The sequence below is a fragment of the Alteromonas sp. S167 genome (assembly GCF_036864375.1).
Taxonomy (GTDB): domain Bacteria; phylum Pseudomonadota; class Gammaproteobacteria; order Enterobacterales; family Alteromonadaceae; genus Alteromonas.
Window position 1 is genome coordinate 451187 of record NZ_JAZETR010000001.1, and the last position, 16760, is coordinate 467946.

At 44.0% G+C, this 16760-nt stretch carries 14 protein-coding genes; 7 read left to right on the top strand and 7 right to left on the bottom strand.

Translation table 11 applies throughout. From position 1 onward, the window contains the following. Window positions 1-190: 190 nt before the first annotated feature. Entirely contained in the window at window positions 191-772 is a 582-nt protein-coding gene (sodB, locus tag V7R35_RS01910) for a superoxide dismutase [Fe] (RefSeq protein WP_334012955.1), read from the bottom strand. A 395-nt stretch (window positions 773-1167) separates the two neighbouring features. On the opposite strand from sodB, the gene V7R35_RS01915 reads away from it, so the two are divergent. The 5 genes from V7R35_RS01915 to V7R35_RS01935 all read left to right on the top strand — a co-directional run bounded on the left by V7R35_RS01915 (window position 1168) and on the right by V7R35_RS01935 (window position 9403). Then, window positions 1168-1518: a Grx4 family monothiol glutaredoxin gene (locus V7R35_RS01915; RefSeq protein WP_334012957.1), complete on the top strand. Its 351-nt coding sequence runs from the start codon at window positions 1168-1170 to the stop codon at window positions 1516-1518. Between the two features lie 343 nt (window positions 1519-1861). After that, the gene (locus V7R35_RS01920) at window positions 1862-4450 is read left to right on the top strand and encodes a TonB-dependent receptor plug domain-containing protein (RefSeq protein ID WP_334012959.1); all 2589 of its coding nucleotides are present in this window, start codon (window positions 1862-1864) and stop codon (window positions 4448-4450) included. Between the two features lie 207 nt (window positions 4451-4657). Beyond that, window positions 4658-5218, top strand: coding sequence for an RNA polymerase sigma factor (locus tag V7R35_RS01925; RefSeq protein ID WP_334012960.1), 561 nt, complete (start codon window positions 4658-4660; stop codon window positions 5216-5218). Window position 5219: 1 nt separating this feature from the next. Beyond that, a complete protein-coding gene (locus V7R35_RS01930) occupies window positions 5220-6275 on the top strand; it encodes a FecR family protein (protein ID WP_334012961.1) in 1056 nt (351 codons plus the stop codon). A 257-nt stretch (window positions 6276-6532) separates the two neighbouring features. After that, the gene (locus V7R35_RS01935; protein ID WP_334013257.1) at window positions 6533-9403 is read left to right on the top strand and encodes a TonB-dependent receptor; all 2871 of its coding nucleotides are present in this window, start codon (window positions 6533-6535) and stop codon (window positions 9401-9403) included. 92 nt (window positions 9404-9495) lie between these two features. Here V7R35_RS01935 and V7R35_RS01940 read toward each other — a convergent pair whose 3' ends face one another. Then, window positions 9496-9690, bottom strand: coding sequence for a bacterioferritin-associated ferredoxin (locus V7R35_RS01940; protein WP_334012962.1), 195 nt, complete (start codon window positions 9688-9690; stop codon window positions 9496-9498). Between the two features lie 337 nt (window positions 9691-10027). Between V7R35_RS01940 and V7R35_RS01945 the strand changes: the two genes are divergently transcribed. Next, entirely contained in the window at window positions 10028-10633 is a 606-nt protein-coding gene (locus V7R35_RS01945) for a peroxiredoxin (protein WP_334012963.1), read from the top strand. A gap of 132 nt (window positions 10634-10765) precedes the next feature. Here the strand turns inward: V7R35_RS01945 and rnt are convergent, their stop codons facing one another. Continuing rightward, window positions 10766-11404 (bottom strand): ribonuclease T, encoded by a 639-nt coding sequence (gene rnt / locus V7R35_RS01950; RefSeq protein WP_334012964.1) that lies wholly within the window; start codon window positions 11402-11404, stop codon window positions 10766-10768. Between the two features lie 283 nt (window positions 11405-11687). Between rnt and V7R35_RS01955 the strand changes: the two genes are divergently transcribed. Continuing rightward, window positions 11688-12560, top strand: coding sequence for a flagellar protein MotY (locus V7R35_RS01955; protein WP_334012965.1), 873 nt, complete (start codon window positions 11688-11690; stop codon window positions 12558-12560). Between the two features lie 15 nt (window positions 12561-12575). Here the strand turns inward: V7R35_RS01955 and glpQ are convergent, their stop codons facing one another. From glpQ to V7R35_RS01975, 4 genes are all read right to left on the bottom strand, one after another. Beyond that, window positions 12576-13709: a glycerophosphodiester phosphodiesterase gene (glpQ, locus tag V7R35_RS01960; RefSeq protein WP_334012966.1), complete on the bottom strand. Its 1134-nt coding sequence runs from the start codon at window positions 13707-13709 to the stop codon at window positions 12576-12578. A gap of 45 nt (window positions 13710-13754) precedes the next feature. Then, window positions 13755-14144 (bottom strand): lactoylglutathione lyase, encoded by a 390-nt coding sequence (gloA, locus tag V7R35_RS01965; RefSeq protein ID WP_334012967.1) that lies wholly within the window; start codon window positions 14142-14144, stop codon window positions 13755-13757. A gap of 113 nt (window positions 14145-14257) precedes the next feature. Then, a complete protein-coding gene (locus V7R35_RS01970) occupies window positions 14258-15034 on the bottom strand; it encodes a hypothetical protein (RefSeq protein ID WP_334012968.1) in 777 nt (258 codons plus the stop codon). A gap of 146 nt (window positions 15035-15180) precedes the next feature. Then, complete coding sequence (locus V7R35_RS01975) at window positions 15181-16599, bottom strand: M20/M25/M40 family metallo-hydrolase (RefSeq protein WP_334012969.1); 1419 nt, start codon at window positions 16597-16599, stop codon at window positions 15181-15183. Window positions 16600-16760: the final 161 nt, after the last annotated feature.

The following is a 16760-nucleotide window of genomic DNA, read 5'->3' on the forward strand; positions in this document are numbered from 1 at the left end:
AACGGTTAGCCCGTATTAAGATCTTAGTAGGTATTTGAGAAAACGTTAGTAATTAATACTAATGGACCACGCTTGTGCGGTGAATGACATCGCTAGAAAGTAAGGGTAGAGCCCAACAAAAAGCCCCGCTAACGCGAGGCTTTTAATTCTTTAATTTTGTGTAACCGTTAAAAATACGGTTAATACAGGCTTATGCGAAGTTGCTGTTAGCAAATTCCCAGTTAGCTAGTGCCCAGAAGTTTTCTAGGTACTTAGGACGTGCATTACGGTAATCGATGTAGTATGCGTGTTCCCAAAGATCAACAGTAAGTAATGGCGTTAGTTCGTCACCTGAAATTGGGGTTTCAGCGTTGCTAGTATTTACAATGTCTAGGTCGCCGTCAGCAGTTTTTACTAACCAGGTCCAGCTAGAACCAAAGTTGTTAACTGCTTTGTCGTTAAATGCAGCTTGGAAGTCAGCGAATGAGCCCCATTTTGCATTGATAGCGTCAGCAAGTGCACCTGTAGGTTCGCCACCGCCATTTGGGCTTAGGCTATGCCAGTAGAACGTGTGGTTCCAGATTTGTGCAGCGTTGTTGAAAACACCACCTTCAGAAGACTTAATAATGTCTTCAAGGCTTTTGTTTTCCATGTCAGTACCTTCAACTAGGCCATTAAGCTTAGTTACATAAGTAGCGTGGTGCTTGCCGTAGTGGTACTCAAGCGTTTCAGCAGAAATATGTGGTTCTAGTGCATTTTGTTCGTATGGTAATGCTGGTAATTCAAAAGCCATGACGGTCTCCATGTTGGTTTAGTGTTTTTTAATTAGATGAACACATCTCTAATGCCTGTTCGCGAGATGTGCACTGGGCTGTGGCCCGAATTAAAACTTTATACCTTTAAGCATAACGCAGATGTGGGGATAAAGTTATATAACTCAATGACAAATGTGTGAATTTTTCACACTTACTTATGTATTGTTGTTATTTAATAGGGTAAATAGATCAAATTGTGGCGAACAGATCACCGTACCAACAGTTATATTTGCCGTTTTACTTGTAATCCACACTTAATAAAACGAAGTAAAGAAGACACCGTTTAAACACAATTTTGTGTTAATCTGCTCTTGAAAAGTAGAGTTGGCACTCCCACTTTATAGAAAAACTTATTTTCCGCTGAGAGGATACGATGGACAACACTGAAAACCAATCAACGCTAGATAGAATTAAACAGCAAATCGAAGAGAACCCAATCCTTCTTTATATGAAGGGCTCTCCTAAACTACCTAGCTGTGGTTTTTCATCGCAAGCATCACAAGCACTAATGTCTTGTGGTGAACCGTTTGCTTACGTAGATATTTTGCAAAACCCTGATATCCGAGCTGAGCTGCCTAAATACGCAAACTGGCCTACATTTCCACAACTTTGGGTTGAAGGCGAGTTGATTGGTGGATGCGATATTATTATCGAGATGTTCCAACAGAATGAACTGCAACCGCTTATCAAAGAAACCGCTGCAAAGTTCAAAGACGCTGAATAAAACCTCTTCTCGTTAATTAATCAAAAAGCCGGCTTTAAGTCGGCTTTTTCTATTAAAAGCCCCCTAAAATACTTCGCATAAATTCCCTCAAAACCTAAATAGACAGGCCAGAAAACAAAATCCTCTACGGCTTGAAAAAATATATTTTTTTTGTCGAAAAAGGTTTGTTTTTTAGTGTCTTGCGTTCTATAAAAAGTTCAACTGATGGCGTCATTACGTATGTTTTCACAACGACATGCCGCAAAGAAGTTCAGTGTTGAAGGTATAAAATAACAACCACTCGGTCCACGTAAGTTGCGTTCAAACTCAACACCGTGATCACGAGAAAATCCGGGAAACCACCATGAATACAAACCTGTCTTTATTGACCAAAAACGTTCGCGGCGTGCTAGCAGCATCAGCGGCGTTTTCAGTAATAGCTGCAGCGCCTGTTTTTGCACAAGAAGCAGAAGAGGGTGCTAAAGCAGAAGATTTTGAACAAATCGCGGTTGTAGGGTCACGCGCTGCGCCTCGTTCAGTAGCAGACTCAGCGGTACCAATCGATATTATCTCTAGTGAAGAATTTAAGCAGCAAGGTGCTACCGACATGGTGTCGATGATGCAAACTGTTGTTCCATCGTTTAACGTAAACGACCAGCCCATTAACGATGCGTCGACGCTTGTTCGTCCTGCCAACCTTCGTGGTATGGCGTCAGACCATACACTTGTGTTGGTAAATGGTAAGCGTCGTCACCGTTCGGCGGTAATTACATTCCTTGGTGGCGGTCTATCTGACGGTGCGCAAGGTCCAGATATCTCTGTAATTCCAGCTGCTGCGCTTAAACAGGTAGAAGTACTTCGTGACGGTGCTGCGGCACAGTACGGTTCTGATGCTATCGCTGGTGTAATTAACTTCGTACTGAACGACGCCTCTGAAGGTGGTTTGTTCGAGGCGCGCTACGGTTCGTTCTACGAGGGTGACGGCGACATGATTCAGCTGTCTGGTAACGTGGGTATGCCGCTAACAGACAAAGGCTTTATTAACCTTTCAGCTGAATATCGCACAGCTGATGACACTTCGCGCAGCATTCAGCGCGCTGATGCTGCAGGTTTAGTGGCTGCGGGTAATACGTTTGTTGCAGATCCGGCGCAAATCTGGGGCTCGCCTGAGATTAAGCACGACATCAAATTATTCGCTAATTTAGGTTTAGAGCTATCTGATTCAGCAGAAGCTTATATGTTCGGTAACTTTGCTGAGCGTGAAGTGGAAGGCGGTTTTTACTTCCGTAATCCTCATAACCGTGGTGGTGTAAATGACGGTGGCACGAACGATGACGGCGAACAGCTGTTACTTGTTGGTGACCTAACAGGTGATATGTCAGGTAACTGTCCAACCGATATCGTTGTTGGCGCAAACGTTCTTGAGAATCCGCGCTATATTAATGAAGTGGCAAACAACCCAGACTGTTTTGCTTTCAATGAAATTCTTCCAGGCGGCTTCACTCCGCGTTTTGGTGGTACCGTAACTGATATGTCTTTGGTATTTGGTACGAAAGGCGAGCTAGACAACGAAGTTACTTATGACATCAGCTTAAACCTAGGCCAAAACGAAGTCGATTTTGCGATTAGCAACACTATCAACCCATCGCTAGGCCCAGATACACCGTTCGAATTTAGCCCAGGTCGTTACACGCAATCTGAGCAAACGCTTGATATCGATTTCACAAAACCATTCGATGCCGGTTTATATGAGCCTCTATTCGTAGCAGCAGGCTTCCAGTATCGTAACGAAAGCTATGAAAGCTTTGCCGGTGATACTGCATCTTATGAAATAGGTCCGTTGGCGACACAAGGTTTTGGCATTGGCTCAAATGGTTTCCCTGGCTTAGCGGCCAACAGCCAAGGCCGTGTGTCGCGCAACAACATTGCTTTATACGTAGACGCTGAAGCGTATATTACTGAAAACTTCATGCTAGCGGGTGCACTTCGCTACGAAGATTTCTCTGATTTCGGCGACACTACTAAGGGCAAGATTGCGTTCCGCTGGCAAGCACTTGAGAACATTGCCTTCCGTGGTGCGTTCTCTACTGGCTTTAAAGCACCAACACTTGGTCAAAGTAATGTGCGTAACGTAACCACTGCGTTTGGTACTGGTGGTCAGCTTATCGACCGCGCAACATTACCACCAACAGACCCTGTATCTCAGCTTAAAGGTGGCGAGCAGTTAACGCCTGAAGAGTCAGAAAGCATCACGTTTGGTGTAGTTGCTGACTTTGATAATGGTCTATTTATCACTGCCGACTACTACAACATCGAACTAACTGACCGTATTAGTACTGCATCTGGTATTGCATTAACCGATGAAGATATTGCTACTTTGCTTGCGCAGGGTATCAGCGATGCATCTAGCTTCTCTGAAATTAGTTTCTTCACCAATGACTTCGATACAACTACTGAAGGTTTAGACGTTGTTGCGAACTATGCTATGGATATGATGGGCGGTGAAACTAAGTTCTCACTTGCTTACAACTGGACATCAACAGAAGTTGACCGTGCGTCAGACAATATCTCTGATTTCCGTATCCGTATGCTAGAAGACAATCTACCAGCGGTCCGTTACAGTGCGACGGCGAATCACACCAATGGCGACTGGCGCTTCCTTGCTCGCATGAACTACTTTGGTAGCATTTTTGAAGACCACTTAGACTCAGCGTTACCTATCGATAAGGTAAGCTCTGAGATTACGTTCGATTTCGAAGTGGCTTACAACGTGAGCGAGCAGCTGACGGTTACCCTTGGTGCTAGAAACGCATTCGATGAGTACCCAGACGAAAACAATACTGATGCTGGCGGTATTACTTACGCGCAAATCGCGGGTTCGCAATACCCTACAACATCACCTATTGGTATCAACGGTGGTTTCTACTATCTAAGAGGCGTGTACTCTTTCTAAGTTAGCAACAAATAAAAGGGGGCGCGTGCCCCCTTTCGTTTTTGTTGTTTTTATCACTGTGTTTTATACCGTGCGCATGCGCAATACAGTTAAGAGCACTTTTGCGAATCTTCTACTAAAGCACAGTGATAAAAGCGTGAAAAATAGTAAAAACAAGGGCATGATGTTGGCCTTGTAAGAAATTCGAAACACACTGAATTAGGAATTATGACGAGAAAGTCGACAGTAGCCGAAACCTTTTTAAAATACCGCTCTAAGCTAATGCGCGTGGTAGGGTCTATTGTTGGTGCCGACGACATTGAAGATATCGTGCAAGAAGCTTTTATAAAAAGCTACGAAGCCGAATTAAAACAAGAGATACAGTACGAGCGTACTTACATGCTCAAAACAGCGCGTAACTTGGCGCTGAACCATGTCGCCAAAGCTGAAAATAAAAACAAACAGCCTCTGGAAGACATGGATATTTTGCCTTACGAGCTTGTAGGGCACAGCTTAGAAAAAAATGTAGAAAGCAAAGAGCGTTTTATTCACTTTTGCCGAGCCACTGATACTTTATCAGCGGATGTGAAGCGCGTGTTTTTGCTCAAGAAAGTGTATGGCATGCGACAAAAAGAGATTGCTGAGCTTGTGGGGCTAAGTGAAAGCACAGTTGAGAAGCATGTCGCCAAAGGTTTGATGATGTGCTCAAGATATCTAGCAGAGCTCTCAAAAGACGCTGCTACCCCAAGTGATACCGTTACTGCAACTCAGGACATAAGCCGTAGTTAACATGAACAATATTCGCCAGTTTGCTAGTAAAGAAGATATTCAGGAGCACGCGTGCTTGTGGGTGAGCCGTCTTGATCGTGGTCTTCGTGACGATGAAAAAACAGAGCTTGAATTATGGTTGAGCGAAAGCAACGCTCACAGGCAAGCCCTACTTGACGCCGCAAGTCTGTGGGACGACATGTCGGTGCTTAACGAATTAAGCGGCCTTTTCCCTCTACCACAAACCGGAAAGCGTCGTTCGCCAAACCTTAAAAGCAAACCGGTTGTATGGAGCATAGCAGCTTCATTTTTTGTAGCAGCGATTGCTTTGAGTGTTTTGGTACAGCGCACCTGGTTTGAATCGGCACCTCAGTTTGCGGCGGTCAGTCAAAAAGTACAAACTGGTGTAGGCGAGCAAAAAAATGTCACGCTCGCCGATGGGTCTAAGCTTCACCTTAATACAAATTCTATTGTTACCGTCGACTTTTCATCGAAAGCAAGAAACATTGTGCTGCTTAAAGGTGAGGCGCACTTCGATGTTGCTCACGATAAAACTCGCCCATTTTCAGTTACCGCTGGTAATAATACTGTTACTGCAGTAGGCACCGCATTTAATATGCAGTACGTGAATGATGACGCTTTCGAACTTGTTGTAACAGAGGGCAAAGTACTAGTAAAAGACCGCTTCAAAGACACTGGCTCTAACGATCTGCTTTTTGGTAGGAAGCCAATTACGGAAGAAGGGCTATTAATGTTTGCCGGAGAAAAGGCAACAGTTGAAGGGAAGGTTGAAGCAAAAGAAAACCTATCGCAAAACGACATTGATGATGACTTAGCGTGGCAGCAAGGCATGATTGTCTTTAAAGGCGAGCCTTTAGAAGCGGTGTTATTGGAAATTGGGCGATACACGCCAGTAAGATTCAACATATCTGATGATAAACTGAGAAAGCGCCGTGTGGCTGGCTACTTTAAAGTAGGTGACATTGACGGTCTATTATCTGCGCTGAAAAGTAGCTTCGACGTTGACCATGAGCGCGTAACCGAAAATAGCATTCAGCTGTACGCATCAAAAAGCTAAATCAGCCCTAACGCATGCATTGTGCGTTAGCCGTTGGCATCACATTATATAATGTGACACTATGATAAAAATAATAAGCACATCGATACATCATTTTGCAACAAGGCGCTCTGGCAAATAACAAGTTAATAACAACACGCTATAACACGTTTCGTGCGTGTATACGTGCGCGAATTTTATCGCCTTCATCCGGCGCTGCCTTTTCGCGTTCTTCTTTACCGCGCTCTTCTTTACCGTTGATTGCATCTGCTTTTTTTCTGTACACGTCATTAACTACCAATGCTCTGGCGCAAACACAAAAAAGTACCTCTTCCTCAGCATTTACTTTTTCTATTCCTGCACAGGATGCAAATGAAGCACTAACAGAGTTAGCAAAGCAGGCGAACACGACACTTCTATTTCCATTCGATTTAGCGAAGCGCGTAAAAACTAACGCACTCGAAGGTGAGTTCACGTTAAATCAAGCCCTTCGACAACTGCTAGAAGGTACCGAGCTTGCTGTTGTAACTGATGAAAGTGGCAAAGTAAGTATCCGCTCCAGAGCGTCATTAATAGCAGATAAGACACCAGAAAAGAAACAAACCAGAACCAGTGAAGATAAGAGCTTTGGTTTGGAAAAAATAGCAGTGGTTGGTACACGCAGTTCACCACGAAGCGTAGTTGATTCGCCGGTGCCGCTTGACATAATCGATAGTGAATCTCTTGGCTCGCAGGGAAATACTGACGTACTGTCCATGCTTAGCACTATGGTTCCATCGCTAAATGTCAACGATCAGCCTATAAACGATGCCAGTAGTTTGGTGCGTCCTGCAAATCTTCGCGGTATGTCATCAGATCACACACTGTTGCTATTAAATGGAAAACGTCGCCATCGCTCTGCCGTTATTACGTTCTTAGGTGGAGGGTTATCTGACGGCGCTCAAGGGCCAGACATCTCAGTAATTCCTGCCTATGCACTGAAGCAAGTTGAGGTGTTGCGTGATGGCGCGTCTGCGCAATATGGATCAGACGCAATAGCAGGCGTCATTAACTTTGTGCTTAAAGACAGCGCAGAAGGCGGCAGTGTTGCGTTAAAAGCTGGTGGTTTCTCAGAAGGTGACGGTAAGCTATTGCAAATTCAAGCCAATAAAGGTTTCGCATTAGGTGAAAATGGTTTCTTAAACGCTACTGCAGAATATCGACAGCAGCAAGGGACATCACGTTCTGTGCAGCGTGATGACGCCATTTCACTGACGGCTGCTGGTAATACTTTTATTCAGAGCCCTTCGCAAATTTGGGGCGCATTGGATGTTGATGAAGACATAAAAATGGCGCTTAACGCTGGGTATGCGCTTTCCCCGTCTATAAAACTCTATAGCTTTGCTACTGCTGCTCAACGCGATTTAACAGGGGGCTTTTATTTTAGAAATCCTCAAACTAGGGAAGGGGTTTTTAGTAGAACAAACAATAAGACAGGCGAGCGTAGGCTAATTGTTGCCGATTTAGATGGGTTGGATAACGGTATAGCATGTCCTTCAATTTTGTTATCTGAAAGTAATGTTTTGAATGATCCAAATTACGCACTGATTGCAGATAACCAAACTGCTTTGGGCAATAACTGTTTTGCTTTTAATGAATGGTTTCCTGGTGGTTTCACGCCACGCTTTGGCGGAACAATTACCGATAGTTCGATAGCCGTTGGCGTAAAGCGAGAGCTGCCTCAAGGTTGGGCAATGGATGCAAGTGCGACAGTAGGCTACAGTGACATTGAGTACCGTATTTCACAAACAGTTAACCCGTCTCTTGGGCCTCTTTCACCTACCACCTTTTCTCCCGGTGGCGTGTCTCAAGTAGAGCGGACCTTTAATTTAGACTTCACCAAGCTTATTCAAACCGTGTTTGAAGACCCAGTTAGTATTGCCGTTGGCGCTGAGTGGCGAAAAGAAACGTATTTTCAAAAAGCGGGCGATCAAGCGTCGTATATTGCTGGGCCTTATGCCTTGGAGCCCCCGTTAGGTTTAACACAAGGCTTTTCGATTGGATCTAATGGTTTCCCTGGCTATCAACCGCAGTCTGCAGGGCATTGGAGTCGTAATAACTGGGCGTTGTATGCAGACTTAGAGTTTTATTTAAACGAGGCTTTACAACTAGGTGTGGCAACGCGGGTAGAGCATTTTAGCGATTTTGGCTCAACGTTCGATGGAAAGTTAAGTGCGCGTTACAAAATAGATGAAACATTTGCATTTCGAGGGTCTATCAATACCGGTTTTAAAGCGCCAACGGTAGGGCAGAGCAATGTTATTAACGTCACTACGGCTTATGGTGTGAATGGCCTTGAGGATCAAGCAACGCTGCCGCCTACCGACCTTATTTCTGTGCAGCTTGGCGCCACACCGCTTACGCCAGAAGAGTCGGTGAATTTTAGCCTTGGTGCTGTTATGCAAATGAGTGAGCAGTTCTTCGCCACCATTGACTACTTCAATATTCGTTTATCAGACCGTATTAGCACTACATCAGCAATTCCCCTTACTGACAATGATGTTGCAATATTAGTGTCTCAAGGTCGTGTAGACGCCGCAAACTATAATGCAGCAAAATATTTCACTAACGATTTTGATACTAAAACTCAAGGTATTGACGTCGTTGTGAACTATGGCTTTTTGTTGGGCGATTGGAACAACACACTACTACTAGCATACAACTGGACTGATACACAGGTTGAACGGGTAACGCTATATCCGGCGCTGGTGAATAATGAAATACAGTTATTGCCGAATTTGACGAGTGCTCGAATTCGTATGTTAGAAGATAATTTACCGGCACATAGAGGAAGCCTTACACTTGAACAACGCCGCGACAACTGGTCACTGACTTGGCGATTAAATTACTTCGGTTCTTTTTATGAAGACCATCTCGATGCGTCGGCAGGGATGGATATATTTGGAAGTGCAATAACGACCTTCGATACCCAAATTGCCTGGCAATTTACGCCGACAACACGCTTTACCCTTGGTGGTCAAAACCTGTTTAACACGTTGCCAGACGTAAACCCATTTCAAGGCGAAGTAGGTGCATTGTATCCACCAACATCACCAAATGGCATTAACGGAGCATTTTACTATTTAGGGCTAGAACACAGTTTCAAGTAGGCAATTAGGTGCTACGGCGCTTTTCTATTTGATGAGAACCGAAGATTAGTAAAAGAGGGATATGATGCTGCGCAGAGGCCGCGAGTGTTAAACTAGCCTACGTTTTTAAAGAGTGATTCGTCAACAATGGTTTGGTCAATGATTTGTTGAGCCATTTGGATGCATTTCCCGCACTGTGAACCCAGCTCAAGATGCTGACGTAACTCACGCATATTACCCACACCGTTTGTTTCCACAGCGGCGCGAATAGTTTTGTCTGTTACCCCGTAACACATACACACAAACATTAAACGTACTCCAAATGAATCTGTAAATGATAATAATTGTTATTCATATGAATGGCAAGTTTCTTTTCAATGAAAATTGAATGGAAAGTATACTTTCAGCAAAACCTACCGTAGATGGATGTAGCAAATAATGTGTTTTTTTCATTAAAATCAAAGCTAGTTTTAATAGGTGTTGTTCAATATTGGTACGATCAGTAAAAAAAGGCATTTTTTGTTGTTGTTATTTTTTATTTAGTACCTATTTCATCAACCAGCATTATTCTAAAAGCATGCTTTAGTGCATTCGTGCGAAACAAGTATGCAAATTATTACAATCCAAAAATAAATGGAGAGACTCATGAGTGTATTAGTAGGCCGTCCAGCGCCAGATTTTACTGCTGCAGCAGTACTAGGTAGTGGTGAGATCGTTGACTCATTCACGCTTAGCGAAGCAATCAAAGGCAAAAAAGCGGTTGTTTTCTTTTATCCACTAGACTTCACTTTTGTATGTCCTTCTGAGCTAATCGCGTTTGATAAGCGCTTTGAAGAGTTCCAGAAGCGTGGCGTTGAAGTTATCGGTGTATCAATTGACTCTCAATTCTCGCACAACGCCTGGAGAAACACGCCAGTAAATCAAGGTGGTATTGGTCCAGTTAAGTACACACTAGTTGCTGACGTTAAACATGAAATCTGCCAGGCGTACGACGTTGAGCACCCAGAAGATGGCGTAGCGTTCCGTGGTTCATTCCTAATTGATGAAGACGGCCTTGTTCGTCACCAAGTTGTTAACGACCTGCCTCTAGGCCGTAACGTTGACGAAATGCTTCGCATGGTTGACGCGCTAGCGTTTAACCAAGAGCACGGTGAAGTTTGCCCTGCAGGTTGGACTGAAGGTAAAGCTGGTATGGATGCGTCACCAGAAGGTGTTGCTAAGTACTTGTCTGAAGAAGCTGACAAACTGTAAGTCACTTTCTAAAAAGATAAAAAAAACAGCGCCTTTCGGCGCTGTTTTTGTTTGTAGGTTCTGTATGTAAGATGCGTTTTTAACGTGTGTCTGCCATCTAATATGCTAGCTAATAACTTGCATTATAAAAGTTTAGCTTTCTTCTTCGGCCAACGGCCAACCACCAAGCGCTTTGTAGCGATTCACCATGTAACAGAATAATTCAGTTGTTTTCTGCGCATCGTACAACGCACTGTGGGCTTCACTTTGGTCAAAGGCAATACCTGCAGCGCGACAGGCTTTTACAAGCACCGTTTGGCCTAACGCCAGTCCTGCTAGGCTTGTAGTGTCAAATGACACGAATGGGTGAAATGGTGTTCGCTTAATGTTGCATCTATCAATAGCAGCATTGACAAAGCTTTGGTCGAACGTGGCGTTATGAGCAACAATAACCGAGCGTTGACAGTCAGCGTCCTTTTGCGCTTTTCTAATGCCTTTACACAAGGCTTTCATAGCTTCACTTTCTGCAATTGCACCTCGAAGCGCGCAGTGTGGATCTATTCCGTTAAATTCCAATGCCGCCGGTTCTAAATTTGCGCCTTCAAAAGGATCTATGTGATAGTGAAAAGTTTGATCGGGATGTAAATCACCTTGTTCATCCATTTTCACGGTAACCGCAGCAAGCTCTAAAAGCGCATCAGTTCCCGCGTTGAAACCAGCGGTTTCTACATCTATAACTACCGGAAAATAGCCTCGAAATCGTTGTGATAAAAGCGGTGGGTTTGAAGACATAAACACTCTTATAAATTTGGTCTGTATGGCGAAGGTGACTATCGAATACGAAGCCAGTAAGATGAATCTCTAATTATCGCAAGTATGGTGGTGAGATACTAGTTTGAATTTGAACATCCTACTTCAACCCATTAAGAACGTTTTAAAGCCGGCGTTTGTTAAAGTTAATATGAAGTAATGGTATTAAACGCTAAACTTTTCTACAGTTCGGGCGATAGTATTACTAATCTAGTGGTTTTCACGCCGGTAGTTTGTTTTCCGTTATCAATGTGAGTTTCTGGTTATGGTGTCGAAGTTAAAATACATTGCGCTTTTAAGTTTAGTGGGGTCGTTATCGTCCAACGCCGCCATGCGTCAATACTCGGCTACTATTGAAACCTCGAATTGGATGGTTACAGACAACTCGCGCCTTCAGTGTACCTTAAATCATCCCGTACCTGGTTACGGCGATGCCATGTTTACCAGTGTTGCATCGAAAAAGCTGAACATGGAATTCGAGCTTGATATGCAATTACTTCCCAACAAGTTCGATGTTGCCGCAGTGTACTCAGTTCCTCCTTCATGGATGCCAGGCGTTGCGCCTAAAACCATTGCCGATATGTCTTTGCGTAAGCAATACAACGGCGACCTTGGTCAAGACGCCGCATGGACAATGCTTTCGGAATTAGAAAAAGGTTTTTGGCCAACTATTTATTATCAAGACTGGTATAACAAATACGACAAAGTGAGCGTGGCGCTTAATGCAAGCAACTTCACAAGTGTTTATCGAGAATTTGTTCAATGTGTGTCGAATTTACTGCCTTTTAGTTTTGATGACATCTCGTATACCGTTCTTTCTTATCAGAACAACAGTACTGAGCTGTCAAAGTACTCGCAAAAACGATTAACGATGATTGGTGAGTACTTGAAAGAGGACGCTGAGCTAGAGCTTGTCTTGCTTGATGGCTACACCGACAGCTACGGTGGCCGTTACAATAATGAACAGCTTTCTATAAGACGAGCCAACGAGGTGAAAAGTTACTTAACAACACTTGGTGTTCCTCAAGACCGCATTAAGCTTACAGGGCATGGCGAAAAGCGTCATATTGCGCCTAATGACACTCGTGAAAGCAGGGCACAAAACAGACGCGTTGTTGTGCGTTTGTCTAAGTCTTAGAATTTCATCTCAACACTATTGCTGGGCATTTCTCCATTTAACAACTGCTGGTGTGTGATCGGTAAACACGCCGTCCACTTTTATCACATGTTTTAGCGTATCTAAAAGCTGTGTTTGAGTCATACCACCTAAAAGTGCATCTTGACGGAATGTATATGGGTGGATGGTTAGCGCATTAGTATGAGCGTGTTGTAACCATGATGCCGCTTTAATATTGCCTGTATCTAAAGCGGTTTTATCGAGTAACTGACCCAGCCAAGGGGCAATGCCATCGGCATATTCAGCAACAGTGTCCATTCCTTCTTTAGAGCGTATCCAATTGTAATCAGTGTCACTCTCGCTCCATTCATTTTCACCAATTAGCATCACTAATTTACCTTTGTACGCCAATTGGTTACGAATTCGTTTCACTTCGTTAAAATCGAAACACTGCAAAAAGCTATTACCATCGGGGCCGCTAAAGCTATATTTATTTAGGGTATCGATAACTATTGCAGACGCATCAACGCCTTCGTCTAAATGGAACTTTGGCGATTTAACTTCGGGATAAACGCCGATGCTTTTATCTAATTCGCGGTTAAGTTCACGAATAAGCTCAAAATGCTCGTCTAACGTTGCAATGGTGAAATGTGCGACTTGGCCTTGATAACGTTCTGCGAATACTTGCTTTCCGCTTGAATCTGCTCGCTCGTGTACGCGTAATTGTTTTAATTCATTTAATGTAAAGTCTATTGCATAAAAACGGCCGTCATCTCTGTTGCGCGTTGGGAAAACATGCTCCACATTCGTAACGGTTTCAAGGTGAATATCATGCAGCACTACAGGCTTATTGTCTTTTGTAATTACAACATCTTGTTCAATAAAGTCGGGCCCTTGAGCGAAAGCAAGGGCTGTGGATGCAAGAGTATGCTCGGGAAGATATCCAGAAGCACCACGGTGGGCGATAATGGCAAAGTGATTTTGCAAAGTGGTGCTTGCTGGAGAATTATTTTCCTGCGTTGATGAAACTTCGCCTTTAACAGCAGTTGCGTTTACGTTAGTCTCTGCGTCAGCGTTCGTGCTTACGGTAGCGATCGATATAAATCCGCATAACAATGAAGTGAATACTATCGTGCGAAAAGCAAGTGTGCTTTTTCTTACTAAGTTCATCAAGCGTATCCTTACTTTGAAAAAATAAAAGGCGGCAATATTGGCCTAAAGCGACTTATTTTGAATGAGTTCAATAGCGTAACCGTCTGGATCCCTTACAAACGCGATGACCGTAGAGCCACCCTTAACCGGCCCCGGCTTGCGATATACGTCAGCGCCACTTTGCTCTAACTTCTCGCAAAAGGTGTAGATATCGTCTACTTCAATGGCAATATGACCGTATGCTGTGCCTTTGTCGTAGGTATTTTCGCCCCAGTTATACGTAAGCTCTAACACTGTACTGTCAGCCTCATCGCCATAACCTACAAACGCTAGCGTATATTCGTACTCTTTATTATCTGATTGGCGAAGCAAACGCATGCCCATTAGCTCAGTATAAAAGTGTAACGACGCGTCCAAATTTTCGACGCGTAACATAGTGTGTAACATTCTCACTACAAGCTCTCCCTCATTACAAGCGCTCTCTCAATACGAGCCCTTCGAAATAGATAAAAGTGTTTTAGATGATACGCTCAGTGTATGAATATTTCGAGTCAGGGAAGGGTAAATTAATTGCCGTATTCGCAAGCAGGATGGTTTGCAACAGCATATGATGCCATTTGGCCGAGAAATATTTGTTGTGATTCAGAAATATCGAAAGAGGTATCTGGTACAGTGAGTTCAGCCGCATGGCCCGTAATAGTTTCGTAAATAACTAAAGCGGTAAGGAAACTTCCCGCTAATACCGCATGGTTTCCATCGTTAGCGTGCAGCGTTATCTCTGGGTTTATTGTTAAAGCGTGCTCCCATGCGTAGCCAATCGGTGCCACGCAAGCACCAGTTTGTAGAGCAATATTCTCGTGAATATTGTGGATATAGTCTGTTTCTTGAGGTGCGTTTATCTGCGCCCATTCAGGAAACATAATGGGCAATGCTTTGGCATTCTGCGCGGCCTCGATTAACGTAAGCGCGCCTGTAATCGGGTATTCAATTTGAAAGCTTTGGGAGTATTTTTGCCCTTGAAGCACTACATGAGTCCATTTGCCCGAAGCAACATTATCCAGTGTGCTACTCGAATCTGCATGGTCTATTAAGAAACCACTTGCCGGAATTCGCTCTACCATTATTGATTGGGTTGGCTGATTATTGCGAAGTAAAGTTTCTAATAATGCTGGTAGGCCATTTGCTGCAGTGTGGCTGTTTCCCATCATCAGCACGGCAATGTCAGCTTCAGGTGAAGGAGAGGTTGATTCACCTTCGTTAATTGACGACGAAGATTGCCCTGAGCCGCATGAAGATAGTGTCAACACAGAGGTCAATAAAACAGGCAGTAAATAGAGTCGCATAGATGTCCCTTTCTTTTCTTTCACTGTAAACAGCATGCTGCACTATTGCAAATAAGCGCGAGTGCAAACACAGTCACGTAATCACTACAAATAAAAAAGGCTAAGATTATCAATTTAATCTTAGCCTGTAGCGTTGCTAACTTTGATTATTTACTTGGCTTAAGCGACACATCACTGTCAGCTAACAAGTATATACTCGCAGCGTATGCAGCAATATTCTGCGCAAGTTCGTCTGGGTCTATTTTGTCTAGCGTATCATCTGGTGTGTGGTGCAAATCAAAATAGTCATGGCCATTTTGATTCAGCCTGATAGTAGGTACACCTTTTGCTGCTAGCGGAATAATGTCAGGGCCGCCACCAACAACGTCAGAGCCACCACGCACTATACCAAGTGGAGATAGAATCTTTGCTATTTCATCAACCAACATTGTGGCTTGCGGATTAACGTTAGATACAATTTGCCAGATGGTTTGTGCACCGAAATCTGACTCAGTAGCTAACACGTGGCTTTCAAGATTGTTTTCATGTTGCTTGGCATAGGCAAAAGCACCAAGCAAGCCAACTTCTTCAGCACCAAACATAACAACACGGATGGTACGTTTTGGGCGCTCTGGTAGCGATGCAATAAGTGCTGCTGCCGCAGTGGTAATGGCAATGCCTGCACCGTCATCTACAGCTCCTGTACCTAGGTCCCAACTATCTAAATGGCCGCCAATCAACACTATTTCTTCAGGTTTCTCGCTGCCTACCAAGTCAAGGATCACGTTACCGCTGTTTACCTCGCCTTTCCACTTCGACTCTGAATGCAGCGACAATGAAATAGGTTTATCGAAATTATGTAAACGACGTAAATGATCGGCATCTGGATTTGAGATGGCAATAACAGGAATTTCAGCCCATTTGTCATCATTTGAACTCATCATGCCCGAGTGAGGGAAGCGGTGTGAGTCAGAGCCTACAGAGCGCACAACAAGTGCTTCAGCACCACCACGCTCGGCATGCTGCCAGCCTATCCGACGGCGCATGTTTGCTTGACTATAGCCAGCGCCTGTCTGGCTCTTTACCATGGCGTCGCCATCAACAAACGCCACTTTACCTTTTAGAGCGCCGTCTTTTACTTCTTTAAGTGCGTGAATATCGCGAAAATAAACAATGTCTGCATTAATTTCTTTTTCTGAAGGTGCTGCGCCGCCTAATGCTGTGCCATAAAGCGGTTGCACGTAGGGTGATGTCATTGTGATATGAAGGTGACCTCGGTCCCAAAACGGCATTGAAAACTCTTCAATACTCGCTTTGTCGAAGCCTAGTTCTTTACCTAATGAGACGCCCCAATTACGTGCACGTTTCTCGGCCTCTGAACCACCTAGCCTTGGACCTACTTCGGTGGTGAGTGACTCAACAATGCTGTAGCCCAAATCGCTATCTAACGCTTTTTCAATAAGCATTTCGGCGTTTTGTCGTTGCTTGTCTGTAACCAGTGATGTTTTTGCAAAAACGCCAAAACTAGCTGCACTCATTAATGCACCAATCGCTAGGTGTTTAGCGACAGTATTCAATCGAGACATGTGCTCTCCGTGGGTTATGTTTTTAATTTTAGTTGTGAGTATTAGGTTTTACGGGCACATCATAGCCAATTTACTCGGTGCTTTCGAGGCAAACCATATGCTTGAATGGTAGGTTAATCGCAAAAGTAAAGCACGCGCGAAGGGGCGTGCATAAATAGTAG